This window comes from Roseovarius sp. (assembly GCF_040223625.1).
In the GTDB taxonomy this organism is placed as follows: Bacteria; Pseudomonadota; Alphaproteobacteria; order Rhodobacterales; family Rhodobacteraceae; genus Roseovarius.
Window position 1 is genome coordinate 24,177 of the sequence record NZ_JAVKFX010000048.1, and the last position, 24,005, is coordinate 48,181.

The following is a 24,005-nucleotide window of genomic DNA, read 5'->3' on the forward strand; positions in this document are numbered from 1 at the left end:
CCCCACGGGCCGGCGCTCGCCCGGCGTCAACTATCCTCGGACTACTGGTACCCCAGTGCCGAAATGGCCGTGTCCTCGTAATGCGTGCCGGGGTAGGTGGAGAGGATCTCGAGCTGGAGCCAGCGTTGCGCCGCCATGCCGGGGAGGTCGAAGCGCTGCCAGTCCATCGTGTCGCGCAGGCTGAGGGTGGCCTGGGCGCCGGTGGAGCCGGTGACGCGCAGGCTGGCGACACGGGCGTTGCGGGTGAAAGTGCGCTCGGACTTGGCGTAGCCGTTGATCAGGTAGAGCGTGTTGATGTCGGTATCGGCGCCGAATTCCCAGGCTAGCGTCTGGCCTTTGCCGGTGCCGCTGACGCCTTCGACCCAGGCGGTGGCGGGGCTGTCGTCGATCAGGTTTTCCGGCCCGTAGCTGTTGGCGCCCTGCGAGGCGAGCACGCTGGAGGCGCAGAGGCTGGTGGGCACGCCGTCGATCTGGCCCGAGAGGCAGGTCTCGGTCATCAGGGCCGGGCGGGGGTTGTGGGTGACAGCGGGCCGGGCGAGGGCGGTGTTGGTGCCGGTCGCGGTGTCGGCGGTGCGGGGCAGGCCGGCGAGGTAGACCTCGTCGACGAGGGCCGAGTTCTCCCACGGGATCTGGCGGTTGTTGGAGGCGTTCATCACGTCGGCGCGGACGCGGCGCATGACGGCGTGGATATCCTTGCCGGGGCTGTCGATATGGCGCAGCAACGCCTCGGTAAAGGGGCTGTTGCGGCCGGCGCCGTCGGAGGCGACGTTGCCGGGCTCTGTCGAGTAGGCGATGAAGGACCCGGCGCCGGCATCCATGCGGAAGAGGCCGCGGGCGCCCTCATCGGCCGAGCGGCTGCCCTCGGCGCTGCTGATGAAGGGGTTGTTGCGGCAGGCGTCGAGGATGATGAGCCGCGTCAGTGCCCGGGATTCGAGCGTGGCGAGGATGGCCTGCATGCTGATGGAGCTGTCAACCAGCTCGTTCTCGCTTCCCGGGGAGGCGTCGATGGGCATGATGTAGTTTTGGCTGCCGAGCTGGGTGGCGTGGCCGGCGAAGTAGAAGAGCACGGTGTCGTCGTATTGCAGCCGTTGGCCGACCTGTTGCACGAGGAGGAGGGCGTCGCGGCGGGGCAGGTCGATGCCTTCGTAGACGGTGAAGCCCATCTCGCGCAGGCGGGCGGCCACGTCGGTGGCGTCGTTCACGGCGTTCTTCAGCGGCTTGGCGTGGCGGTAATTGCCATTGCCCATGACGAGGGCGACACGGTCGGCGAGGGCGCCGGAGGCGGTGGCGAGCAGCAGGGCGAGGGCAATGAGCAGGCGCATGGAATGGGGCGCTATCTAAATCGAGAGCGATGTTAGCGCGGGATTTGACGCCGGGGAAGGCGGATTCAGCCGTATTGCGACAGGAGGGCGTGGAGATCGTCGAGGGAATTGGCCTCCTGCACCGGCTTGTCGTGGCGCCAGCGGGCCATGCGGGGGAAGCGGAGCGCGATGCCGGACTTGTGGCGGGGGCTTTCGAAGATGCCTTCGAAGGCGATCTCGAAGACATGCTCGGGGCGGACCTGCCGGACGGGGCCGAAGCGTTGCAGGGTGTTCTTGCGGACCCAGGCGGTGATCTTGCGGAACTCGGTATCGGTGAGGCCGGAATAGGCCTTGGTGAAGGGCACGAGATCGTTGCCGGACCAGACGGCGAAGGTGAAATCGGTGAAGAGGTTGGCGCGGCGGCCGTGGCCCTGCTGGGCGTAGATCATGACGGCGTCGATGGTGAGCGGGTCGAGCTTCCATTTCCACCAGTCGCCCTTCTTGCGGCCGACATGGTAGGGGCTGTCGCCGCGTTTGAGCATGAGCCCTTCGGCGCGGTGATCGCGGGCGGTGGCGCGGGTTGTCGCGAGGTCGTCCCATGATTTGAAGGGGATGAGGCGGGAGGGGCGCAAGGGGGCGTCGGGGGGCAGGTCCTGCAGGAGGGCGTCGAGGCGGGCGCGGCGGGTGGTGAAGGGGAGGTCGCGGAGGTCCTGGCCGTCTTCCTCGAGCAGGTCGTAGGCGAGGAGGATGACGGGGGCCTCTTTCAGCAGTTTCTTCGGCACGGTCTTGCGGCCGATGCGTTTTTGCAGGGCGTTGAAGGGGAGCGGGTGGGGGTCTTTCCAGGCGACGATCTCGCCGTCGATCACGGTGCCGTCGGGGAGGAAATCGCGGGCGCGGGCGAGTTCCGGGAAGCGGTCGGTCATCAGTTCCTCGCCGCGGGACCAGACGAAGTGTTCGGCGCCGCGGAGGATGAGCTGGCCGCGGATGCCGTCCCATTTCCATTCGGCGTGCCAGTCGGCGGGTTGGCCGAGGCTGTCGGGGGTGTCCTCGTCGAGCCCGTAGGCGAGGCAGAAGGGGTAGGGGCGGGAGAGCTGGGCGGCCTTGTCCTCGGCCTCGATGAGGCTGTGGTAGGTGGTGGTTTCCGGCGTCCAGTCGCCCATGAGGCGGTGGGCGAGCTGGGCTTCGTCCTGTCCGGTGGCCTGGGCCAGCGCGCGGGTCATGAGCTTGCGGGAGATGCCGACGCGGAAGCCGCCGGTGAGGAGCTTGTTGAAGACGAGGCGTTCGAGGGGCTCCATCCGGTTCCAGGCGTCGAGGATGGCGGTCTTGCGGTCGTCTTCGGAGGCGGCGTCGAGGGCGAGGAGGCGGGTGATCCATGTGGTGAGGCTGTCGTCTTGCGTCTCGGTGGGTTCGGGCAGGACGAGGGCGATGGTTTCGGCGAGGTCGCCGACGATTGGGTAGCTTTCCTCGAAGAGCCAGAGGGGGATGCCGGCGCGTTCGGCCGCCCATTCGCGCAGGCGGGTGGTGGTGATGGTGCGGCGGGGGCGGCGGCCGGAGAAGAGGGCGATGGTCCAGAGGCGGTCATCCTCGGGGGCCTCGGAGAGGTAGGCGGCCAGCGCTTCGACCTTGCGGGTGGTCTTGGTGGTCTGGTCGATGGTGGCGTAGAGGGCGGCGAAGCGTTTCATGAGGCGGTGTCGGCCTCGGTGCTGGCGTCGTCATCGAGGGATTCGCCGGTGAACTCGGTCGGGACGACATGGGCGTCGTAGCCCTGTTCGGTGAGCCAGCGGGCGAAGATGTCGGTGTAGCCGTGGGTGGCGTAGATGGTTTCGGCGCCGGTGGCCTTGATGGCGGCGTTGAGCCCGTCCCAGTCTGCGTGGTCGGACATGACGAAGCCGCGGTCGACGGCGCGGCGGCGGCGGACCCCGCGCAGGCGCATCCAGCCCGAGGCGAAGCCGGTGGAGGCCGGGCGAAAGCGGCGGGCCCAGGGTGTGGAGAGGGCGCCGGGCGGGGCGAGGACAAGGGCGCCGGGGTGGTCGGCCGCCTTGGTGTCCGGCGTGACGTGGATGGTGTCGGGGAGGGGGAGGCCCTGCCCGCGCAGGACGGCGTTGGTGTTCTCGACCGCGCCGTGGGTGAGGATGGGGCCGATCGAGGGGTCGAGGAGGGAGAGGACGCGCTGGGCCTTGCCGAGGGAATAGGCGCCGAGAAGGGAGAAGCGGCCATTGGCGGCGTTGTCGGCCCACCAGTGGTTGACCTGGGCCGCGACCTCGGGTTCGGGCGCCCATGTGAAGACGGGCAGGCCGAAGGTGCATTCGGTGATGAAGCTGTGGCAGCGGACGGGTTCGAAGGGTTCGGAGAGGCGGTCGGGGTCGGTCTTGTAGTCGCCGGAGACGACCCAGACCTGGCCCTTTACTTCGACACGGATCTGGGCGGAGCCGGGGACGTGGCCGGCCGGGTGGAAGGAGACGCTCGCCCCGCCGATCCGGCGTGTCTCGCCATAATCGATGGTATCGAGGGTGATGTCGCCGAGGCGGTGATGCATGACGGGGGCCGCGGCGGCGGTGGCGAGGTAGCGGGAGTGCCCGGGGCGGGCGTGGTCGGCATGGCCATGGGTGATGAGCGCCCGGTCGACGGGGCGCCAGGGGTCGATGAAGAAATCGCCCGCCGGGCAGTAGATGCCCTGTGGTTTGAATTCCAGAACCATGGGCGAAGGATAGCCCGGTTCTGGCGGGGGGAAAGGGGGCTCAGGCGGGGGCGGCGATGGCGCCGTGTGACGTGAAGAAATCGCCCATCAGGCCGAAGACCGCGGCGCGGGTCTCGGGGTCGTCCATCATCACCTCGTGGCGGCCGCCCTCGATCACCTCGAGCCGGCCGCCGGGCCAGGCCGCCATGCGCTGGCGGATGCGGGGGACGTCGACGATATCCTCGTCCGAGCCCATGATGGTGAGGCAGGGCAGATCGGGCGAGGGCAGGCGGGCCAGCGCGCGGGTTTCCATCAGCGCCTCGTGCAGCCAGTGCAGGCTGGGGCCGCCGAGGCCGAGCTCGGGCCGGGTGTTGAGATGACGGGTCATGTAGTCGTACATCTCGCGGTCGCGGGTGAGCTTGTTGGTCTCAAAGGGTTCGGTGAGCACGTAATTGCCGCCCGCCGTGCCGGGGGCGTAGAAATGGCCCATGCCGAGGCGCTTGGAGGTCCACGAGAGCGACCATGCGACGGGCCGCAGGGCGTCGGCGATACGGATGCCCCACATCGGGCCGGAGAAGACGCAGGAGGCCACGGGCATCCCTTCCATCGCCGCGCGCAGGCCGATGCAGCCGCCCATGGAATGCCCGAGCAGGTGCCACGGGCGGGGGAGGTCGAGCTCCTCGGCCGCCGCCAGCATGGCGCGGACATCGTGCTGGTAGTCGGTGAAATGCATCACGTGGCCGGCCATCGCGTCATCGACGAGGCGGTCGGCCAGGCCCTGGCCGCGCCAGTCGATGGTGAAGGTGGCGAGCCCCTGCGCCGCGAGGTCGCGGGCGGCGCGGCCGTATTTCTCGATATACTCGGTGCGGCCGGGGAAGAGGAACACCGTGCCGCGCGCCCCCTCGGGCCGCCAGAGGCCGAGGCGGATGCGGGTGCCGTCTTCCGTCTCGGCCCACCACGCCCGGCCGCCGCCGGGCCCGTCGGACATCTCGTCGAAGAAGGGGGCGGTTTCGGTCACGAAAGGACGGAACCGAGCTTCATCGCGAGGCCCATGTCGCCGTCGACGCTGAGCTTGCCGGACATGAAGGCGGAGGTGGGGTCGAGATCGCCCTCGAGGATGGCCTGGAAGGTCTCGGCCTCGGCCGTCAGGGTCACGTCGGCCTCCTCGTCGCCTGCGCGCACGCCCTTGTCGTCGATCATGATGGCGCCTTCGCCCTCGATCACGAACTTGGCGGTGCCGCCGTCGAAACCCTCGCCGACCTTGGGCTTGAGGGCCGCGACGGCGCTGTCGATCACATCACTCATTTTTCAATTTCCTCCGGTATTGCCATCGGGGGGCTATGATTCCCCGCGACGGGCGCTAAATTCAGGGGTGTTATGGGCATGTCATTCCAAATTCTCAATCGTACCGTTGCGTCGGTTCTGGCGATAGTCCTGTCGTCGACCATTTCCTGGGCGGCGGATCAGGAGAAGCTCGACCGGCTGTATGGCCAGTTGCAGGATGCCGACCCCGCCGGGGCGCGCCGGGTGGCCAGGGATATCGAGATGGAATGGTCGAAATCGGGCTCGCCGGCGATGGACCTGCTTCTGAAGCGCGGGACGGACGCGCTGGAGGCGGGCGACATGGAGGCAGCCATCGGCCATTTCACCGCGCTCACCGATCATGCGCCGGATTTCGCCGAGGGCTGGCACCGGCGCGCCGTGGCCTATGCGCGGGCCGAGATGTTCGGGCCGGCGGTGGCGGACCTCGAGCGGACGCTGACGCTGGAGCCGCGGCATTTCGAGGCGATTGCCGCGCTGGGCGCCATCCTGGGCGAGATCGACCGGTTCGACCTGGCCGTCGAGGCCTTCGAGCGGGTTCTGGCTATACATCCGCACCATGCGGAGGTAACGGAAACCCTTGAAAATCTGGGAAGCCGGGCCGGCGGCGCAGATCTCTGATCAATTACGGAGCGGTCGCATGGCCGAGCAGTCAAGAACCCTTGCGGTTCTGGGGCCGACGAACACGGGCAAGACTCATTTCGCGATCGAGCGGATGCTGGGCTACCGGACCGGGGTGATCGGTCTGCCGCTGCGCCTGTTGGCGCGGGAGGTGTATGACAAGATCGTCAAGGTGCGGGGGCCGTCGGTGGTGGCGCTGGTCACCGGCGAGGAACGGATCGTGCCGGAGCGGACGCAGTATTGGGTCTGTACCGTCGAGGCGATGCCGGAGGGGATGGGTGCGGATTTCGTGGCCGTCGACGAGATCCAGCTTTGTGCCGACCCCGAGCGGGGGCATGTGTTCACCGACCGGTTGCTTCGGATGCGGGGGCTGAAGGAGACGCAGTTCCTGGGCTCGCATTCGATGCGGGGGGCGATTGCCGCGCTGGTGCCGCAGGTCGAGTTCGTGGGGCGCGAGCGGATGTCGCAGCTCATGTACACCGGCTCGAAGAAGATCCCGAAGATTTCGCCGCGCAGTGCGATCGTGGGGTTCTCGGTGGAGAATGTCTATGCGATTGCCGAGCTGTTGCGCCGCCAGAAGGGCGGGGCGGCGGTGGTGATGGGGGCGCTTTCGCCCCGGACGCGGAATGCGCAGGTGGAGCTCTACCAGAACGGGGATGTGGATTACCTCGTGGCGACGGATGCGATCGGGATGGGGCTGAACCTCGATATCGATCACGTGGCGTTCTCCTCCCTGACGAAATTCGACGGGCGGCGGATGCGGGCGTTGCAGCCCAACGAGCTGGCGCAGATCGCGGGCCGGGCGGGCCGGGGGATGCGCAACGGCACGTTCGGGGTGACGGGCGAGGCGCCGGATCTCGACCCGGAGGTGGCGCAGGCGATCATGGATCACCGGTTCGCGCCGATCCTGAAGCTGGAATGGCGGAACCCGGCGCTGAGCTTCGGGCATCTGGATGCGCTGATCGCGTCGCTGGAGGCGCGGCCCGACAACGAGCGGCTGGCCAAGGCGCGGGAGGCCGACGATCTTGGCGCGCTCAAGACGCTGGCGGAGGTGGCCGAGGTGCGGGCGCGGGCCAGCGACGGGCCGTCGGTGCGGCTGTTGTGGGACGTGTGCCGGGTGCCGGATTTCCGGGGCATCAGCCATGCCGAGCATGCCGGTCTTCTGGAGAGGATCTATTGCGACCTGCACGAGCGCGGCCGGGTCTCGGAAGACTGGTTTTCGCGTCAAGTTCGCCGAATCGACCGAACCGAAGGCGACATTGATACGTTAAGCAAACGTCTGGCCTATATCCGGACGTGGACATACGTGGCCCAGCGGAATGGCTGGATCGAGAACGAAACCCATTGGCGCGAGGCGACTCGCGCGGTAGAAGACCGCCTGTCGGATGCGCTGCACGGCGCCTTGACGCAGAGATTTGTCGACAGGCGCACCTCGGTGCTGCTCAGGCGGCTCAAGCAGAAGGAGGCCATCGTGGCCGAAGTGAACGATACCGGTGAAGTGACGGTCGAGGGCGAATTCGTCGGCCGGCTGGAAGGATTCCGTTTCATCCAGGACAAGGCGGCCGCCGGGCAGGAGGCCAAGACGCTGCAGCAGGCGAGTTTGCAGGCGCTGAGCCCCCATTTCCACCTGCGGGCCGACCGGTTCTACAATGCGCCTGACACCGAGATCGATTTCACCGAGCAGGGTGGCCTGATGTGGGGCGACCAGGCGGTGGGTAAGCTTGTCGCCGGGTCGGACCCGCTGAAGCCGGGGGTTTCGGCCTATGTGGACGACACCGCCGGGCCCGAGGTGATGCAGAAGGTGCAGCGGCGGTTGCAGCATTTCATCGACCGCAAGATCGCCACGCTGTTCGAGCCGCTGCTGAACATCCAGCGGGACGAGGCGCTTGCCGGGCTGGCGCGGGGCTTCGGCTTCCGGATGGTCGAGAATTTCGGGGTGATCCCGCGGGGCCAGGTGGCCGACGAGGTCAAGGCGCTGGACCAGGACTCGCGCGGGGCGCTGCGCAAGCACGGCGTGCGGTTCGGGCAGTTCACGATCTTCATGCCGCTATTGCTGAAGCCCGCGCCGACGCGGTTGCGGCTGGTGCTGTGGTCGCTGTCGAAGGGGCTGGACGAGTTCCCCGAGTCGCCGCCGCCGGGGCTGGTGACGGTGCCCGCGACCGAGACGACGGAAGGCTATTACGCCATGGCCGGCTATCGCGCGGCTGGCGAGCGGGCGATCCGGATCGACATGCTGGAGCGGCTGGCCGACATGTTGCGGGCCGAGGACAGCCGGGGCGGGTTCGAGGCCAAGGCCGACATGCTGTCAATCACCGGCATGACGCTGGAACAGTTCGCCGACCTGATGCAGGGGCTGGGCTACAAGGCCGAGCGGGCCGAGCGCGAGAAGGTGAAGCCGGTCGACCAGGCGGTGGCGGATGGTTCGGCGGACGAGGCGGCGACGGCCGAGGCGGGCGATACGCCGGTGATGGATGCAGGCGAGGCCGGTGCAGCGGCGGAGCCCGCGGCCGGGCCGGCGGAGACGGACGAGGCCGGTGACGCGGCGGAGCCCGAGGCCGGGCCGGTAATGGACACGGCGGAGGCCGCGGCGGGCCATGTGCCGGAGGCTGCGGATGCGCCGGCGGAGACCGCCGAGGACAAGGTCGAGGAGATTGCCGACGCCGGCGAGGCGCCCGTGGCGGCAGAGCCCGCCGAGGCGCCCGAGGACGAGGCGGAGATTCCCGCGACGCCTGAGGAGGAGATCCTGCCCGGCGAGATGCCGGCGGAGGTGGCCCAGCCCGAGCTGGAAGTCTACTATACCTTCACCTGGGCCGGGCGGCCCAAGGCCAACCGGCAGAACCACCAGCGCCGGCAGGGCAAGCCGCAGGGGCAGGAGAAGGGCCAGGAGCGCGGACAGGACCGCGGGCAGGGCCGCAAGCCCAAGGGCAAGGCGCGGGGCGCCAAGCCCGATCAGAAGGGCGCGCGCAACTATTCCTCGCGCCCCGAGAAGAAGGACCGGATCGACCCCGACAACCCCTTTGCCGCCGCGCTGATGGGGTTGAAGGACAAGAGCTGATGCTGCGGTGACCCAAGGCCCGGGCAAGATCCGCCTCGACAAGTGGCTGTGGCAGGCGCGGTTCTTCAAGACGCGGGGCCTTTCGGCGAAGCTTGTCTCGGGCGGGCATGTCCGGGTGAACAGCCAGAAGGTGGCCAAGCCCGCCCATGCGGTGGGCGCGGGTGACGTGCTGACCTTTCCGCAGGCACGGCAGGTGCGGGTGATCCGGATCGTGGCGCTGGGAGACCGGCGCGGGCCGGCGCCCGAGGCGCAGGCACTTTACGAGGACCTGGCCCCGCCCGAGCGCGAGGAGGCGAACAGCGTTCCGGCTGCGCCGCGCTACGAGGGAAAAGGGCGCCCCACGAAACGGGAACGCCGCAAACTCGATCTCAATCGTCCTGACACGCTTGAATGATCCGGGGCACTGGATTAGTTCAGGCGCAAGATATCAAGGATGAACCCGCCAGATGACTTACGTGGTGATCGATAACTGCATCGAATGCAAATACACCGACTGTGTGGAGGTGTGCCCCGTGGACTGTTTCTACGAGGGCGAGAACATGCTGGTGATCCACCCCGACGAATGCATCGACTGTGGCGTCTGCGAGCCGGAATGCCCGGCCGACGCGATCCGGCCCGATACCGAGCCGGACATGGAGGAATGGGTGGAGTTCAACCGGAAGTATTCCGAGATGTGGCCGGTGATCATCACCAAGAAGGACCAGCTTCCCAATGCCGACGAGCGTGACGGGGAAGAGGGCAAGCTGGCCAAGTATTTCTCGGAAACCCCCGGCGAGGGGGGCTGAACCGGGCGGTTCAGCTGATTCGAGCCCCGGCGGCCCGGGAAGGGGCTGAAAAGGGGATGAGACCTGTCGTGTAACGCCTTTGATTCAAAGGCGAAATGCGGCGGATCAAGCGATTGTGCTTCCAGATGTCGCATTTTTATGCTATGATTTTGTGACATATGAAGAACACCGCCTGGTATCCATTCACCCGAGCCGCTTTGGGAATGGGTATCTCTGCGCCTGTTGCATCGGCTCATCGGATCACCACATCCCCTGGGACGTGCCCTATGCGCTGTCTGCGACGGTTTGCATGATGAGGAAAGACTGAATGAGCAAATCCAAGAAATCCGAGTTTCGGCCCGACGATTACGTTGTCTACCCCGCCCATGGCGTGGGGCAGATCGTGTCGATCGAGAAGCAGGAGATTGCCGGGATCGAGCTGGAACTGTTCGTGATTTCGTTCGAAAAGGACAAGATGACCCTGCGGGTGCCGACGAACAAGGCGGCCGAGATCGGCATGCGGAGCCTGTCGAGCCCGGACGTTGTGTCGAAGGCCATGAGCACGCTGAAGGGCAAGGCCCGGGTGAAGCGCGCCATGTGGTCGCGCCGCGCGCAGGAATACGAACAGAAGATCAATTCTGGCGACCTGATCGCGATTGCCGAGGTGGTGCGCGACCTGCACCGCACCGATGACCAGCGCGAGCAGAGCTATTCCGAGCGCCAGCTTTACGAGGCCGCGCTGGAACGCCTGACCCGCGAAGTGGCCGCCGTGAGCGGTGGCGACGAGGTGCAGGCGGCCAAGAAGGTCGACGAAGTGCTGGTGTCGCGCGCGGCGTAACTGCCGGGCGATATTGGGAAAATGCGCAAGGCCGTGCCCGTTGAGGGCGCGGCCTTTGGCGTTTTCGGGGGAGTGTCGGGGCTCTCAGGCGACGAGGCTGAAGAGGATGGCGATCTCGGCCACCTGCTGGGTCGCGCCGAGGATGTCGCCCGTCTGACCGCCGATCATGGAGCGGGCGAGAAAGCCCATGGCCAGTGCCGCGGCGAGGGCCCAGAAGATGGCGGGCAGGCCGCTCCACCCGGCGAGGAGGATGGCGGCGAGGGCGGCGATGGCCAGTGCCAGCCATGCCGCGCGCTCGGGCACGGGGCCGACGCTGTGCGAGAGACCGCCGGCGCGGGCATGGGGCAGGCGGGCCATCAGCAGCGGCATGGCGGCGCGGGAGAGGGTGGCAGATGTGATCAGGGCCGCGGCCGCGGTGCCGCCGCCGAGGTCGTAGAGCAGGGAGAGCGCCGCCCAGCGGGCCGCCAGCGACAGGATGAGGGCCACGACGCCGTACGTGCCGATATGGCTATCCTTCATGATCTCGAGCCGGCGGTCGCGGGTCCAGCCGCCCCAGAAACCGTCGGCCGTGTCGGCCAGCCCGTCCTCGTGCATGGCGCCGGTGGCGAGGATCAGAAAAACGAGGGCGATCAGGGCGGTGAGGGGCGAAGGTAATCCGAAGGCATGGGCGATGGCACCGGCCAGTGCGGCCAGCGCGCCGAGGATCAGCCCGGCCACCGGGTAGGCCCAGGCGGCGGCCGCCGTGCGCTCCATGTCGGCGGGCGGGACCGGCAGGCGGGAGAGCAGGCCGAGCGCCGTGGCGATGTCGGACGGGGCGGCGAGGGCGGTTTCGTTTTTGGACATGCCGGTGCCTCTTTTGGGGCTGTCTCGGGAAGCGGGCTGCGGTAGAGGGGGCGGAAACGGACAGGACGGGGACAGGTATGCATCAGGATTTCGGGTCGGTCGAGGCGTTTTCGCAACTGTTGCAGGCGCTTCCGGAGGAGGACGCGGCGGCGCGGGCCGGGGCGCAGGAGCGAAACGGGCAGCTGACCAAGCCGCCGGGGGCGCTGGGGCGGCTCGAGGATCTTGCGGCATGGTACTGCGCGTGGCGGGGCGATGCGCGGCCGGAGATTGCCCGGCCGCAGGTGATCGTGTTCGCGGGCAACCACGGGGTGACGGCGCAGGGCGTCTCGGCATTCCCAGTGGATGTGACCGCGCAGATGGTGGCGAATTTCGAGGCCGGCGGCGCGGCGATCAACCAGTTGGCCAAGGCGTTCGGGGCGCGGATGGATGTGCACGCGCTTGAACTGGATCGGCCCACGGCGGATTTCACGCAAGGGCCGGCGATGAGGGCGGAGGAATTTGTTGATGCCTTGAAGATCGGCTGGGAAGCCGTTGATCCGGAAGCGGATTTGCTGGTTGTCGGCGAGATGGGGATCGGCAACACGACCGCCGCGGCGGCGATGGCGCTGGCGTTATATGGCGGCGAAGCAGGCGATTGGACGGGCCGCGGCACCGGGGTGTCCGACGAGGCGCTGAGGCTGAAGGCCGAGGTGGTGGCGCGGGCCGTGGCGGCAAATGCGGGCTGTGGCCGCGACGGGCTGGAAGTGCTGCGCTGTCTTGGCGGGCGAGAGATTGCCGCGATGGCGGGGGCGATGGTGCGGGCCAGGGTGCTGCGGATACCGCTGATCCTGGACGGGTTCATCTGTACGGCGGCGGCGGCCTGTCTCGAGGCCGCGCGGAGGGGCGCGCTGGACCATGCGGTGGCGGGCCACGTGAGCGCCGAGGCGGCGCATCCGGCCTTGCTGGAACGGCTCGGGAAGGCGCCTCTTCTGGCGATGGGGATGCGGCTGGGCGAAGGCTCGGGCGCGGCGCTGGCGATCGGGGTGCTGAAGGGGGCCGTGGCCTGTCATTCGGGCATGGCGACATTTACCGAGGCCGGGGTGTCGGGCGGCTAGGCGCCTTCCTTGTCCTTGTCGGGCAGGTCGTTGGCGGCGGTTTCCTCGAGTTGCGAGAGCAGCATGGTCTCGAGTTCCGATTCGAGCTCCTTGGCGCGGGAGATGTAGGCCGCGTTCTCGATCGTCGGCTTTTCGGGGTCCCACAGGGCGGCGAGTTCGCGCACGGAATGGCGGTCGTGCTTGTAGAAGGTCTTCTGCAGCTCGGCGGCTTCGAATTCGGATAGTCCCATGTTTTCAAGCACGTAGCGCCCGGCGCGGAGCGAGCTGTCGAAGAGTTCGCGGACGATGTCATTGGCGCCGGCCTGGTAGAGGCGGAAGACGTGGGTGCGGTCGCGGGCGCGGGCGATGATGTGCAGGTCGGGCCGTTCGCGGCGGGCGAAGCTGACGAGGCGGGTGGTGGCCTCGGGGCTGTCGAGGGCGACGACGAGGACCTTGGCCTCCTTCAGGCCGGCGGCATGGAGGAGTTCGGGGCGGGAGGGGTCGCCGAGGAAGCCCTTGATGCCGAAGCGGCGCATGCGCTGGATCGCGGCGAGGTCGTGGTCGAGCACGACGGTGTCGAAGCCGCTGGAGCGGACGAGGCGGTTGACCACCTGGCCGAAGCGGCCGATGCCGGCGATGATGACCGGGCCGCGGGCGTCGATCTCGTCGGGTTCCTGCGCCTCGGTGCCGTCGTCGATGCGGTTGGAGAGGATGTCGTAGAGGATGAAGAGCAGCGGCGTGATCAGCATGGTGATCGCCACGACGAGAAGCAGCATCTCGGTCATGGCGCGGGGAATGACGTTCTGTTGTCCGGAAAAGGAGATCAGGACGAAGCCGAATTCCCCCGCCTGGGCCAGCGAGAGGGTGAAGAGCCACAGGGTGCGGCCGCGGAGTGAGAAGATGCGGCCGAGGAAATAGAGGATGCCGCCCTTAAGTACGATTATTGCAAGCGCAAGGCCGATTACCGTGAAGAAGTTGGCAAACAAGATCGTGAAATTGATACCCGCGCCGACGGTGATGAAGAACAGGCCGAGCAGCAGGCCCTTGAACGGCTCGATATCGCTTTCGAGTTCGTGGCGGAATTCGCTGGAGGCGAGGACCACCCCGGCAAGGAAGGCGCCGAGCGCGGGCGACAGGCCGACCACGTTCATCAGGAAGGCGATGCCCACGACGATGAGCAGGGCCAGCGCGGTCGACATCTCGCGCAGGCGGGCGGTGTGGATGTAGCGGAACACGGGCCGGGTGAGGTAGATGCCGGTGAGGATGATCGAGGCCACGGCGGCCAGCGTGACAAGGGTGACGCCCCAGCCCGGCAGCGACTGGATGAAGGTGGCCGCTGCCTCGTGCGCGCCCTCGGAATGGGCGCCGGTATCGGCCTCGCGGGCGCGGCGGATGGTTTCGCCGAGGATCATGTCGGGCGTCTTGGGCATGGCCAGAAGCGGGATCAGCGCCAGCATCGGGATGACGGCGATGTCCTGTGTCAGCAGGACGGAGAAGGAGGAGCGGCCGCCGCCGGTCTGCATCAGCCCCTTTTCCGACAGGGTCTGCAGGACGATGGCGGTGGAGGAGAGTGCGAAGACGAGGCCGATGGCGAGCGAGATGCTCCAGCCGATGCCAAGCGCCATGGCGCCGACCATGACGGCCAGGGTGGTCAGCGCGATCTGGAGCCCGCCGAGGCCGATCAGCCTGTGCCGCATGTCCCACAGCGCGCGGGGTTCTAGCTCGAGCCCGATGAGGAAGAGCATCATGACCACGCCGAATTCGGCGAAATGCTGGAGCTCTTCCGTCTCGTGCCCGGCGACGAAACCGAGGATCGGGCCGATCAGGATGCCGGCGGCAAGGTAGCCCAGCACCGAGCCCAGCCCTAGCCGCGCCGCGAGCGGCACCGCGATGACCGCGGCGGCGAGGAAAATCGTGGCCTGGAACAGGAAGCCTTCCATGAAATCTTAGGTCCTTGGTAACGGTGTTTCGGTCATAATGGCAGGGGCGCGTCGGGTTTGCACTGGTCCATGACGATCTGGCTTTGCACCTTGGCGACGGCGGCGTGTGGCAGAAGGATCTCGTGGATCAGGCGGTTGAGCGCGGGGAGGTCTTCGCAATAGACGCGGAGGAGGTAATCGGCGTTGCCGGTGAGAGTCCAGGCGCTGACGACTTCGGGCCTCGTGTCGAGCAGGCGGGTGAAGGAGCGGGATTGCTCGGGCCCGTGGCTGGAGAGTTCGACCTGCACGAAGGCCTGGATGGCGAGGCCGAGATGCACGGGGTTCAGTTTGGCCGAGTAGCCGAGGATCAGGCCGCTCGATTCCAGCCGCTGACGGCGGCGGCCAGCCTGGCTGGGCGAGAGGCCGAGCTCGGCGCCGAGATTCTGCGCGGTGAGCTGCGCGTTCTTCTGGAGGGCCGAGAGCAGGCGGATATCCGTTTCATCGAGCATATGCGGATATTATGCGGCCTGTGCGACAGATTTGCAAATCCCCCGCAGGGTGCGTGTGGAAACCGGCCATGAATGCGCACATCCCGTATGCGGGATGCGGTATATTTGATCCGAACAGGAACAACCGCGAAGGAGATGCGCCAATGGGACCATTCCCGCATGACCGCCCGCAATCGAAGATCACCGACGAGAACCCCGCCGGCACGGACGGGTTCGAATTCGTCGAGTTCGCGCACCCCGATCCGGAGGAGCTGCGGACGCTTTTCGCCTCGATGGGCTATCAGAAGGTGGCCCGGCACAAGGAGAAGGATATCGAGCTGTGGCAGCAGGGCGATATCACCTATGTGGTGAATGCCGAGAAAGGCAGCTTCGGCCAGAAGTTCGTGGACGAGCACGGGCCTTGTGCGCCGTCGATGGGCTGGCGCGTGGTGGATGCGCAGCATGCGTTCGAGCATGCCGTTGCAAAGGGCGCCGAGCCGTATGAAGGCGATGGCCGCGTGCTGGATGTGCCGGCGATCTACGGGATCGGGGGGAGCCTGATCTACTTTATCGACCAGTATTACGATACCTCGCCCTATAACGAGGAATATCAGTGGCTTGAGGTGTCGAAGCCGAAGGGGGTCGGGTTCTTCTACCTCGATCACCTGACGCATAACGTGTTCAAGGGGAACATGGACAAGTGGTTCCGGTTCTACGGGGACCTGTTCAACTTCAAGGAAATCCGGTTCTTCGATATCGAGGGCAAGTTCACCGGGCTTTTCAGCCGGGCGCTGACCTCGCCCTGTGGGCGGATCCGCATTCCGATCAACGAGGACCGGGGCGAGACCGGGCAGATCGTGTCCTACCTGAAGAAGTACAACGGCGAGGGCATCCAGCATATCGCGGTGGGGACCGAGGATATCTATGGCTCGACCGATGCGATTGCCGAGATGGGCGTGAAGTTCATGCCGGGGCCGCCGGATACCTATTACGAGATGTCGAAGGAGCGGGTCACGGGCCATGAAGAGCCGATCGACCGGATGAAGAAACACGGCATCCTGATCGACGGGGAAGGCGTGGTCGATGGCGGGGAGACGAAGATCCTGTTGCAGATCTTCTCGAAAACCGTGATCGGGCCGATCTTCTTCGAGTTCATCCAGCGCAAGGGGGATGACGGGTTCGGCGAGGGCAACTTCAAGGCGCTCTTCGAATCGATCGAGCAGGAGCAGATCGACAGTGGCGAGTTGAAGGCGGGCTGAGACCCGGCCGGGGCGAGGGGCGGCAAACCGCCCTTCGCCGTCCCGGGGCTAGCCCTGGGGCATTTTCAGGACGACGGAGCGGCCGCCCTTGACATAGCGCAGCTCGCTCTCGCCGATGGCGGCGACCTGGCCGCCATCGAGACGATCCCCAACCTGCACCTTCTGATAGCTGCCATTGGCCATGCGCACCAGCGCGCGGCGGCTGTTGGGTTTGCCGTAGACGCCGATAAGGTTCAGTTTTCGCAGGGAAATCTGTTTCCGCTCTGTCGCCGCGCGGGCCACGGAGGTGGCGGTGGGTATGTTGACGGCGACGCGCTGTTCGCGGCTGACTGGCTGGGAGGCGGCGGCCTGCTCCCGGGCGGCGGCGGCCTTGCGGGCGTCGGCGATGATGGTCTCGAACCCGGTGGGCCGGTTCTGCGGCTTGAGCGAGGCGGCGACAGCCTGTTCGGTGGCGGTGGCCATCGGATCGGCGCTGTCGGGGTCGGTGCCGGTTTCCTCGGCCAGCGCCTCGACCGCTTCCTGCTGGGCGCTTTTCGGGCGCAGGCGGGGGCGGAAGCTGGCCAGTTCGGTCCGGGTCATGCCGCCGAGGACCGAGCGTTCGCGGGTTTCCTGCAGGTCGCCGGGCCGGGCGCGGGGGCGGATCGTGGGATCCTCGGGCGCGGCAGCGGCGGGGCCATCGACCACTTCGGCCGAGGCGCGCGGCGGCGTGTCGGGCGGGATGATCGGGGGCGGGCCGCTGAAGACGACGGCGCCTTCGGGCGTTTCGGCGCCGTCGGGCGTGGCCGCGATGAAGCCGCGCTGGTCAAGCTGGTAGCGCACGCCGGGCGGCGGCGGGTCGGAGGGCGTGACGGGCCGGGCGCCCGGTGCCAGCTCCTCGGCCTCGGGCAGGGCGACCGCGTCGGAGAAGTTCACGTCGGGGTCAAGGTTGGTCTGGTAGACATCTTCCAGAGTCGTGGCGCCCGGCGCCTGTGAAGGCTCGGGCGCCATTTGCCAGATGCCGGTTGCCGCGTAGCGGGCGCGTGCTTCGTCCGGGGTCAGCTCCTCGGGCACGCGCTCGGGGCGGGGGGTTGGCGGCGGCTCTTCAAGCGCTTCGACCTGGGCGTCGGGGTCGGCCGGTGCGTCGGGCGTGCTGCCGGAGAGGGCGGCGATTTCGGTGTCGGGTTCGGTCGTGTCCTGCTGGGCGGCGGGCTGTTCGGTCAGGGCGGCGGAGACGGCCTCGTCGATGGTGTCGGTATCGGGCTCGGCCTGTTCGACGGTTTCGACGGGCTCGCCGCTGCGGAAGAGGCCGGCGACGCCGTTATCGAGGAACAGCGCGGCCCATGCGGCGACACCCACGAGAACGAGCAGCAGGATGGCGGTGAGGACCAGCGCCATGTAGCGCGGTTTCTCGGGCTGCATGCTTTCGGAGCGGCGGGCGCCGAAGATGGTCATCCGCTCCTTCTCGTCGAGGGAGCGGGCGGCGGCGGTGGGCTGCGGGTCGTCCGCGGCGGCAATGCTGGTCTCGGAATGAAGCGGCGCGGGGGCGGGTTGACGGCCTTTCGCGCGGGGCTTGTCCGCGGGCAGGCCTTCGGGCGCCTCGCGCCGGGACAGGAAGCCGCCGATGCCGGTTTTGCGTTTCTTGTCCGTGGCTTCCGGGGTGATGCTTGCCGGCGGCGGGCCGGTATAATCGTCGTCTTTCGGGCGCGGCGCGAATTCGGTCTCGGGTTCGGGCGCGGGGACGGCGGCGAGGGAGGCGGCAAGCTCGGCCGCCTGCATCTCGGGGGGCTGTTCCACCGGTTTTTGCCCTGCCTGCGGCTTGTTCGCCGGCGGGGCCGGGTTGCGGATGCCGGAGACGGGCGGCGGCGTGAACCGGGCGCCGGGCAGGGGCGAGATCCGGGCGGGCTGCGGCGTGCCGCCGGCGCCATCGCGCGGGGCGGTGCGGATCGAGGTGAAGGCGAAGGCGGGGGCGGGTTTCGGCTCGGCCTCCGCCTGGGCGGGTTTCTTGCCGGCGGGCTTGTCGGGTGCGGGCGCTTCACCGGCGGATTTGTCACCGGCCGGCTGTTTGTCGGCGCGCTTTGGCCTGGGCGGCTTGCTGTCATCCGTGGCGGGCGCTTCGGCGGTGCCGGCCTCGGGCTGCGCGTCATTCTGACGGGCCTTCTTGCCCTTGCCCTTCTTGCGATTCTGGCGATTGCGTTTGGCGTCGCCGTCCGTACCGGCGTCTGGAGCGGCGTCGGCTTCGGGCTTCGGTGTGACGTCCGGTTCAGGCTGCGGGGCGGGGTCGGCCTCTGGTTTCGTGTCGGATTCGGGCTTGGTGTCCGCCTTCGGCTTGGCGTCGGGCGCCGCATTGGCGGGCGGCTGCGCGTCGGCCTCGGCGGCCGGAGCAGGACTTGCAGGGACGGGGGCGGGTTCGGGCAGGCGGGCCGCGCCGACGATGCGGATGACCTCGTTCTCGCGGTCGACCGATTCGTCGGGGCCGAGCACCTTACCGGCATAGGCGGTTTCGCCGAAGAACGGCTCGCCCGCGAAGGCGTCGTCGGCGGGCATGGCGACGAAGCAGAGCGGGTTGAGCTCGTGTTCCTGTGCGAAGCTTTCGGCCTCGGCCAGGGTTTCGCGGGCGACGGCGGCGACATGCACCCGCCCGTCGCGCACCGACCAGTCGTAGGACAGTTCCTTGAGCGGATAGGGCGTGGCGCCGTCGAGCGCCGCGCGCACCTCGGCCTCGATCGTGTTGACGTCGCGGGCAGTGCTTTCGAGAGCGAGATACTTGATCTGGTCGTCGGGCAGGACGAGCTTGGTGCGCAGGCCGGTCGGGTCGAGCATGCGCGCCTTGGCGGCAAGCTCGGCCAGGTCGGCCGTCAGATTCTCGGCGCTGAGCGCGACCTCGCCGACGAGGTGCCAGCCTGCATGCGTGCGGTGCAGCAGGCTGATCCCGTCGAAAGAAAGTGTCAGCGCAAAATTCGGTTTCATTGGCAACGCTTTAGCACAAGGAGTTCACACGCGTACATACAGTCGAGACCACCGATTTTACCGCAGCTTCGATCCGAGGGAAAGGGAAAGCCCCGCGCCCCGTGCGGAGGGACAAGACGGCGCGGGGCGGAGGGCTCCAAGCGGGTCAGCTTGACGCTTTCTTCAGGGCCTGGTCGAGATCGGCGATGATGTCGTCGGCATCCTCGATCCCGATGGAGATGCGCACCACGTTGGGCGCGGCGCCCGCGGCGGTCTGCTGTTCCGGGGTAAGCTGGCGGTGGGTGGTCGAGGCCGAGTGGATCACCAGCGAGCGGGTGTCGCCGAGGTTGGCGACGTGGCTGAAGAGCTCGAGGCTGTCGACGAGCTTGACGCACGCCTCGTAGCCGCCCTTGAGCGCGATGGTGAAGAGGCCGCCGGCGCCCTTGGGGCAGATTTTCGCCACCCGGTCGTAGGAGGGCGCGGATTTGAGGCCGGCATAGGTGACGGCCTCGATGGCGTCGTGCTTTTCGAGCCATGCGGCGACGGTTTCGGCGTTTTCAACGTGTTTTTGCATGCGCAGGCTGAGGGTTTCGATGCCCATCAGCGTGTAATGGGCGGCCTGGGGGTTGAGCGTCATGCCGAGGTCGCGCAGGCCGATGGCGATGCCGTGGAAGGTGAAGGCGAGGGGCCCGAACGTCTCGTGGAACTTGAGGCCGTGATAGGCGGGTTCGGGCGCGGAGAGGGAGGGGAACTTGTCGGACGCCGACCAGTCGAACGTGCCCGAATCGACCACGCAGCCGCCGGTGACCGTGCCGTTGCCGGTGAGGAACTTGGTCATCGAGTGGACGACGAGGGTCGCGCCATGCTCTATCGGGCGGCAGAGATAGGGCGTGGCGGAGGTGTTGTCGACGATCAGCGGCAGGCCGGCACCGTCGGCGATTTTCGCCAGCGTGTCGAGATCGGCGATATGGCCGCCCGGGTTGGCGATGGATTCGCAGAAGATCGCGCGGGTGTCGTCGTCGATCGCGGCTTTGACGGCGTCGGTGTCGTCGATGTCGACGAACTTGGCCGACCAGCCGAAACGCTTGATGGTCTGCGAGAACTGCGTGACCGAGCCGCCGTAGAGGCGGGTGGAGACGACGACGTTCTTGCCCGGCCCCATGAGCGGGAAGAGCGCCATGATCTGGGCCGCGTGGCCCGAGGAGCAGCAGACCGCGCCCGAGCCGCCCTCGAGCGTGGCGATGCGTTCCTGAAGCACGGCGACGGTGGGGTTGGTGAGGCGGGAGTAGATGTAGCCCACTTCCTGGAGGTTGAAGAGGGCGGCCGCGTGTTCGGCATCGCGGAAGACGTAGGCCGTGGATTGGTAGATCGGCGTCTGGCGGGCGCCGGTCGCCGGGTCGGGGCGGGCGCCGGCGTGGATTTGCAGCGTGTCGAAGCCGAATTCGTGGATCTTGTCGGACATGTGAAACCTCCCTGAAAGCGTTGCAGACAGGGGTATGCCAAGTTCAGGACCGGAACAACAACGATGTTGGCGCGATCACTCGGTCGTCAGGTCGGCGCCGGGGGGCGGCAGGCGGAACTCGTCCATCCCGTCGGTATGGGCGGCCTGCCGGATGGCGCCGGTGCAGGGCATTTCCGGGCAGGGCACGTCCGTTCCGTTCACGCGCACGGTGCGGTGGGCGGCGGGGGTGCCGAAGAGCGCGAAGACCGGCTTGTGGTCGGTGACGGTGTAATAGGCGTCATCGACGCGCATTTCGAATCGGCGGACTTCGGCGGGCTCGCTGCAGGCGCCGAGCGTGGCGGCGCAGAGGGCGGTGAAAAGAAAGGGCTTTGTGAAAGACACGGCGCAGAATCCAGTTGTTGTCTCGGGCAGGCGGGGAAAGTGTAGCACATAAATTCCGGAGTCTGTTGCGCAAAGCGGCAAACTCCGTTTCCGGTGGGGCCGCTCAGCCGGTGCCGGAGCCCTTCTCGCCCACGCCGGCGGGGAGTTTTTCTTCCTTCGCGGCCTCGGGGGTGGCGGTGACGGAGAAGGAACCGTCGCTTTCCAGAACGACCGTCTGGGCCTGATCGGGGGAGGCGAGACCGGCGGAGCGCAGGACGGTCTCGAGCTCGGAATGGGTGATACGCTCGTGTTTCATCGCATCGTCACAGGTCTCGCCCCGGTAGACGAGAAGCCGCGGCTCGGAGCGGACCAGCCGGGCGACACGGGCCGAGCGGACCGAGGTGGCGGTGACCGCCCACTGCAGGCCGATCAGCAGCAGAAGCGCGGTGAGCCCTTCGAAGAGCGTGACGGTCTTGGAGAGCAGGATGGTGGCCAGCGTCGAGCCGATGGCGACGGTGACGACGAGGTCGAAGGCGTTGAGCTTGGCCAGCGTGCGCTTGCCGGAAATGCGCAGCATGGCGACCAGCGCGACATAGGCCAGCGTGCCGACAAGGACCACGCGGAACAGGTCGGACCAGCTTTGAAACAGCATGTCTTCGATTTGCACCATCGCGAGGTCAACCAGCGGCGGGCTGATAGGTTCCGCCGGTGGGAGAAACCCGGTCAGCGCATCCAGTAGCCGTTGCGGCGGATGGTGTTGCGGATCGCCTGTTCCTTGCGGGGGAGGTTGTCACGGTCGAAGAGCGCGCGCGCCTTCCGGCCGCGGCCATGGTAGACCATGAACTTGATCGGGTCGTATTTCTTGAGGACCTTCTTGACCGGGTTGGGGGCGGCGATCTCTTCCAGCACCTCGACCACGCGGTCGGATTCGCGGGCATAGAGCAGGGGGAGCATGCGGTAGTGGCAGGTGATGTCGCCGTCGAGCAGGCCTTCGGGGAGCGTGTCGCGGCCGCCGCCTAGGGAGTGGATGACCAAGGGCAACGCGACCTGGTCGAGCCAGGGGTCGAGGGACTGGCAGACCAGTTCCGGCGGCGGGTCGTCCCGGATGGACAGCGCGTAGTCGAGGAAGCGCTGGCCGAAGACATGGGGGCATTTGTAGAAGAAGAAGCCCGCGTTGAAATAGAGGTAGCGGCGCCAGTATTCATCCGGTTCGCTCAGGTCGAGCGAGCTTTCGAAGTCGAGGCCGAAGCGGTCGTAGAGGGATTTCCAGATCTGGGTGTAGCCGGGGCCGTAGAGCTCGATCTCGGGCCAGGTTCCCTCGCGGCGGAGCGAGGCGGTGGGGCGGTCGAAGTCGAAGGGGACGGTGGCGAGGTCGCCGGTGACCAGCGTGTCGGTATCGAAGAAGACGAAGGGTTCGCCCTTTGGCAGGGCGAGGAGGGCCTCGATCTTGTTGCCGTAGGGGTAGGCCCCGCCGAAATGGGCGTTCTCGAAGGGCAGGATCTCGGCGCCGAGCCGGTCGAGGAGGTCGAGCGTGTCGTCGCCGCGGATCGTCGGATCCTTCTCCCACAGGGGGCCGGGCTGGGGTTCGGCGATGATCAGGCGGCCGGGGAAATCGGGCGCGTTCATCCGCAGCGAGGCGGCAAACAGGATCGCCTCGTATTGCAGGCGCCCGCCCTGGCCGACGATCATGACGTTGAACGGTTGGGTCTCGCGCGGCTTTGCGGCCATGTTCGGGGTGGTCCTGCCTGTCTGCCTGGAGGCCACTATAGGGGGCAAGGCGCCGGGGCAGAAGGGGGAGTTTGGGGCGATTCTCCGGACGGGCATGGGGGGCGGCCGACGCGGGGGCCGGCGACGGGGCGCGGGAAGAGATGAATGCCTCCGGCGGGGATATTTTCGGCCAGAAGAAGCCGCGGGCTTGCCTCGGGCCATGCGTTTCCGCTTAAGTTTCGCGGCGATCCGCATATATTGGGCGCGAGGATGTTTCAGTCAGGGAGTTTTCGATGGCCGATTTGGATGCGCAGGTGCGCGAAAGCCAGCAGCAGGTGGAACAGGCGCAGGCCCGGATCGCCGAGCTGACCAGCCGGATCGAGACGGCGCGCAGCAAGATCAAGGGCGGCGAGGATGCCACGCTCGATATCGAGAACGCCACGCTGGAAGAGGTGCATGCGCATACCGACACGATGAATGCGAATATCGCCGAGCTGATCATGGGGCTCGACGATGTGACCGCCGCGTTCTCGCGCGATTTCGACGAGATGCGCAACAAGACCGGGTGGGAAAGCTTTGTCGGCATCTTTTCCAAGGCCAAGGCAGACAGCATGCGGCAGGATCGGATCCGGACGGCGAATATCGACGACAAGCTGCAGGACCTGATTTCGAAGTCGGACGTGATCGTGAACCTTCTGGAGGGCCAGTTGACCATGCTGGAGGAGCAGAAGGTGAAGGTGGAGCAGAACCTGTCCGAGACGCTGGACGAGCGGGAGGCGACGGTGGGCGAGCTGGAGACGCTGCGCGCCGATATCCAAGGGCTCGACCCGGAGATCATCCAGCTCGAGAACAAGATCGCCAACGAGACGGATGCCGCCGCACGCACCAAGCTGGAGACGCAGCTGGCGGAGATGAACGCGAAGTACAACGAGAAGGTGCAGCAGGAGCAGGTGAAGCTGGCCAAGAGCCAGACGCTGGAGCGCTATATCGAGAAGGGCAAGACCTGGGTCGACAGCCTTCAGAACCAGGCGGCGACGCAGATGGTGCTGATCAACAAGCTGCAGACGGATACCAAGCAGCGGGTGGTGCTGTACGATGCGTTGACCAAGTCGCTGAAGACCGCGCAGCAGCAGGACGTGGCGCACCGGATCAACGAGATCGGCGTGCAGACCGATCAGGAGGCGCAGAGCGCGATGGCCGGGATCGGGGCCGCGACCAACCAGCGGATGGCCGACATGATGGAGCAGCACGAGGGGCACATGGTGTTTGCCCGCGAGGTGCTGGAAGCCAAGGCCAAGGCGGACGAGCGGTTCGCGCGGCGGTTCGCGAAGATCATCGAGAAGCACGACAAGAACCTGTACGGGGCGTAAGTGAGCCGGAAGGAGAGCATCAG

21 protein-coding genes are annotated in these 24,005 nt (G+C 67.2%); 8 read left to right on the top strand and 13 right to left on the bottom strand.

Translation table 11 applies throughout. The features are described from left to right. Positions 1–41 precede the first annotated feature (41 nt). From RLN94_RS14405 to RLN94_RS14425, 5 genes are all read right to left on the bottom strand, one after another. Positions 42–1,322 (bottom strand): NADase-type glycan-binding domain-containing protein, encoded by a 1,281-nt coding sequence (locus tag RLN94_RS14405; RefSeq protein WP_350130889.1) that lies wholly within the window; start codon positions 1,320–1,322, stop codon positions 42–44. Between the two features lie 65 nt (positions 1,323–1,387). Next, positions 1,388–2,983: an ATP-dependent DNA ligase gene (locus tag RLN94_RS14410; RefSeq protein ID WP_350130888.1), complete on the bottom strand. Its 1,596-nt coding sequence runs from the start codon at positions 2,981–2,983 to the stop codon at positions 1,388–1,390. After that, on the bottom strand, positions 2,980–3,999 hold the full coding sequence (locus tag RLN94_RS14415; protein ID WP_350130887.1) for a ligase-associated DNA damage response exonuclease: 1,020 nt from the start codon (positions 3,997–3,999) through the stop codon (positions 2,980–2,982). Before RLN94_RS14415 ends, RLN94_RS14410 begins: the two co-directional genes overlap by 4 nt. Before the next feature lie 40 nt (positions 4,000–4,039). Beyond that, positions 4,040–4,996 (bottom strand): alpha/beta fold hydrolase, encoded by a 957-nt coding sequence (locus RLN94_RS14420; RefSeq protein ID WP_502949384.1) that lies wholly within the window; start codon positions 4,994–4,996, stop codon positions 4,040–4,042. Continuing rightward, positions 4,993–5,283 carry an SCP2 sterol-binding domain-containing protein gene (locus RLN94_RS14425; protein WP_350130886.1) on the bottom strand — a complete coding sequence of 97 codons (291 nt, stop codon included), beginning with the start codon at positions 5,281–5,283 and terminating at the stop codon, positions 4,993–4,995. Before RLN94_RS14425 ends, RLN94_RS14420 begins: the two co-directional genes overlap by 4 nt. Positions 5,284–5,361: 78 nt before the next feature. Between RLN94_RS14425 and RLN94_RS14430 the strand changes: the two genes are divergently transcribed. The 5 genes from RLN94_RS14430 to RLN94_RS14450 all read left to right on the top strand — a co-directional run bounded on the left by RLN94_RS14430 (position 5,362) and on the right by RLN94_RS14450 (position 10,576). Further along, entirely contained in the window at positions 5,362–5,919 is a 558-nt protein-coding gene (locus tag RLN94_RS14430) for a tetratricopeptide repeat protein (protein ID WP_350130885.1), read from the top strand. Positions 5,920–5,938: 19 nt separating this feature from the next. Then, complete coding sequence (locus tag RLN94_RS14435; RefSeq protein WP_350130884.1) at positions 5,939–8,974, top strand: helicase-related protein; 3,036 nt, start codon at positions 5,939–5,941, stop codon at positions 8,972–8,974. A 7-nt stretch (positions 8,975–8,981) separates the two neighbouring features. Further along, positions 8,982–9,368 carry an RNA-binding S4 domain-containing protein gene (locus tag RLN94_RS14440; RefSeq protein ID WP_350130883.1) on the top strand — a complete coding sequence of 129 codons (387 nt, stop codon included), beginning with the start codon at positions 8,982–8,984 and terminating at the stop codon, positions 9,366–9,368. 52 nt (positions 9,369–9,420) lie between these two features. Then, positions 9,421–9,759, top strand: coding sequence for a ferredoxin FdxA (fdxA, locus tag RLN94_RS14445; RefSeq protein WP_300892077.1), 339 nt, complete (start codon positions 9,421–9,423; stop codon positions 9,757–9,759). A 307-nt stretch (positions 9,760–10,066) separates the two neighbouring features. Next, on the top strand, positions 10,067–10,576 hold the full coding sequence (locus RLN94_RS14450) for a CarD family transcriptional regulator (protein WP_300892078.1): 510 nt from the start codon (positions 10,067–10,069) through the stop codon (positions 10,574–10,576). 84 nt (positions 10,577–10,660) lie between these two features. Here the strand turns inward: RLN94_RS14450 and cobS are convergent, their stop codons facing one another. Beyond that, positions 10,661–11,419, bottom strand: a complete 759-nt coding sequence (cobS, locus tag RLN94_RS14455) for an adenosylcobinamide-GDP ribazoletransferase (RefSeq protein WP_350132826.1) — start codon at positions 11,417–11,419, stop codon at positions 10,661–10,663. 77 nt (positions 11,420–11,496) lie between these two features. Here cobS and cobT point away from each other — a divergent pair, with 77 nt between their 5' ends. Then, positions 11,497–12,513, top strand: coding sequence for a nicotinate-nucleotide--dimethylbenzimidazole phosphoribosyltransferase (cobT, locus tag RLN94_RS14460; protein ID WP_350132824.1), 1,017 nt, complete (start codon positions 11,497–11,499; stop codon positions 12,511–12,513). Here cobT and RLN94_RS14465 read toward each other — a convergent pair. Together RLN94_RS14465 and RLN94_RS14470 are read right to left on the bottom strand one after the other, a co-directional pair. After that, the gene (locus tag RLN94_RS14465) at positions 12,510–14,432 is read right to left on the bottom strand and encodes a monovalent cation:proton antiporter-2 (CPA2) family protein (protein ID WP_350132822.1); all 1,923 of its coding nucleotides are present in this window, start codon (positions 14,430–14,432) and stop codon (positions 12,510–12,512) included. The genes cobT and RLN94_RS14465 overlap by 4 nt on opposite strands. Before the next feature lie 32 nt (positions 14,433–14,464). Continuing rightward, entirely contained in the window at positions 14,465–14,920 is a 456-nt protein-coding gene (locus RLN94_RS14470) for an Lrp/AsnC family transcriptional regulator (protein WP_350132820.1), read from the bottom strand. Positions 14,921–15,063: 143 nt separating this feature from the next. Here RLN94_RS14470 and hppD point away from each other — a divergent pair, with 143 nt between their 5' ends. Next, positions 15,064–16,158 carry a 4-hydroxyphenylpyruvate dioxygenase gene (gene hppD / locus RLN94_RS14475; RefSeq protein WP_350132818.1) on the top strand — a complete coding sequence of 365 codons (1,095 nt, stop codon included), beginning with the start codon at positions 15,064–15,066 and terminating at the stop codon, positions 16,156–16,158. A 48-nt stretch (positions 16,159–16,206) separates the two neighbouring features. Here hppD and RLN94_RS14480 read toward each other — a convergent pair whose 3' ends face one another. The 5 genes from RLN94_RS14480 to RLN94_RS14500 form a co-directional block, all read right to left on the bottom strand. Then, the gene (locus tag RLN94_RS14480) at positions 16,207–19,104 is read right to left on the bottom strand and encodes a hypothetical protein (RefSeq protein WP_350132816.1); all 2,898 of its coding nucleotides are present in this window, start codon (positions 19,102–19,104) and stop codon (positions 16,207–16,209) included. A 145-nt stretch (positions 19,105–19,249) separates the two neighbouring features. Further along, positions 19,250–20,545: an O-acetylhomoserine aminocarboxypropyltransferase/cysteine synthase family protein gene (locus RLN94_RS14485; protein ID WP_350132814.1), complete on the bottom strand. Its 1,296-nt coding sequence runs from the start codon at positions 20,543–20,545 to the stop codon at positions 19,250–19,252. 75 nt (positions 20,546–20,620) lie between these two features. Further along, complete coding sequence (locus RLN94_RS14490) at positions 20,621–20,926, bottom strand: hypothetical protein (protein WP_350132812.1); 306 nt, start codon at positions 20,924–20,926, stop codon at positions 20,621–20,623. Between the two features lie 103 nt (positions 20,927–21,029). Further along, complete coding sequence (locus tag RLN94_RS14495) at positions 21,030–21,575, bottom strand: DUF421 domain-containing protein (RefSeq protein WP_350132809.1); 546 nt, start codon at positions 21,573–21,575, stop codon at positions 21,030–21,032. Between the two features lie 53 nt (positions 21,576–21,628). Next, positions 21,629–22,633: a GT-B fold glycosyltransferase domain-containing protein gene (locus RLN94_RS14500; protein WP_350132807.1), complete on the bottom strand. Its 1,005-nt coding sequence runs from the start codon at positions 22,631–22,633 to the stop codon at positions 21,629–21,631. Between the two features lie 272 nt (positions 22,634–22,905). Here RLN94_RS14500 and RLN94_RS14505 point away from each other — a divergent pair, with 272 nt between their 5' ends. Continuing rightward, entirely contained in the window at positions 22,906–23,982 is a 1,077-nt protein-coding gene (locus tag RLN94_RS14505) for a coiled-coil domain-containing protein (RefSeq protein WP_350132805.1), read from the top strand. Positions 23,983–24,005 lie beyond the last annotated feature (23 nt).

Excerpts from the sequence above, each read along its gene's own strand:
- RLN94_RS14505 (WP_350132805.1), top strand. The coding sequence starts at position 22,906 with ATGGCCGATTTGGATGCGCAGGTGCGCGAAAGCCAGCAGCAGGTGGAA.
- RLN94_RS14470 (WP_350132820.1), bottom strand. The coding sequence starts at position 14,920 with ATGCTCGATGAAACGGATATCCGCCTGCTCTCGGCCCTCCAGAAGAAC.
- RLN94_RS14480 (WP_350132816.1), bottom strand. The coding sequence starts at position 19,104 with ATGAAACCGAATTTTGCGCTGACACTTTCTTTCGACGGGATCAGCCTG.
- RLN94_RS14415 (WP_350130887.1), bottom strand. The coding sequence starts at position 3,999 with ATGGTTCTGGAATTCAAACCACAGGGCATCTACTGCCCGGCGGGCGAT.
- RLN94_RS14450 (WP_300892078.1), top strand. The coding sequence starts at position 10,067 with ATGAGCAAATCCAAGAAATCCGAGTTTCGGCCCGACGATTACGTTGTC.
- RLN94_RS14405 (WP_350130889.1), bottom strand. The coding sequence starts at position 1,322 with ATGCGCCTGCTCATTGCCCTCGCCCTGCTGCTCGCCACCGCCTCCGGC.
- RLN94_RS14430 (WP_350130885.1), top strand. The coding sequence starts at position 5,362 with ATGTCATTCCAAATTCTCAATCGTACCGTTGCGTCGGTTCTGGCGATA.
- RLN94_RS14465 (WP_350132822.1), bottom strand. The coding sequence starts at position 14,432 with ATGGAAGGCTTCCTGTTCCAGGCCACGATTTTCCTCGCCGCCGCGGTC.
- RLN94_RS14500 (WP_350132807.1), bottom strand. The coding sequence starts at position 22,633 with ATGGCCGCAAAGCCGCGCGAGACCCAACCGTTCAACGTCATGATCGTC.
- RLN94_RS14425 (WP_350130886.1), bottom strand. The coding sequence starts at position 5,283 with ATGAGTGATGTGATCGACAGCGCCGTCGCGGCCCTCAAGCCCAAGGTC.
- hppD (WP_350132818.1), top strand. The coding sequence starts at position 15,064 with ATGGGACCATTCCCGCATGACCGCCCGCAATCGAAGATCACCGACGAG.
- cobT (WP_350132824.1), top strand. The coding sequence starts at position 11,497 with ATGCATCAGGATTTCGGGTCGGTCGAGGCGTTTTCGCAACTGTTGCAG.
- RLN94_RS14435 (WP_350130884.1), top strand. The coding sequence starts at position 5,939 with ATGGCCGAGCAGTCAAGAACCCTTGCGGTTCTGGGGCCGACGAACACG.
- RLN94_RS14485 (WP_350132814.1), bottom strand. The coding sequence starts at position 20,545 with ATGTCCGACAAGATCCACGAATTCGGCTTCGACACGCTGCAAATCCAC.
- fdxA (WP_300892077.1), top strand. The coding sequence starts at position 9,421 with ATGACTTACGTGGTGATCGATAACTGCATCGAATGCAAATACACCGAC.
- cobS (WP_350132826.1), bottom strand. The coding sequence starts at position 11,419 with ATGTCCAAAAACGAAACCGCCCTCGCCGCCCCGTCCGACATCGCCACG.
- RLN94_RS14495 (WP_350132809.1), bottom strand. The coding sequence starts at position 21,575 with ATGGTGCAAATCGAAGACATGCTGTTTCAAAGCTGGTCCGACCTGTTC.
- RLN94_RS14410 (WP_350130888.1), bottom strand. The coding sequence starts at position 2,983 with ATGAAACGCTTCGCCGCCCTCTACGCCACCATCGACCAGACCACCAAG.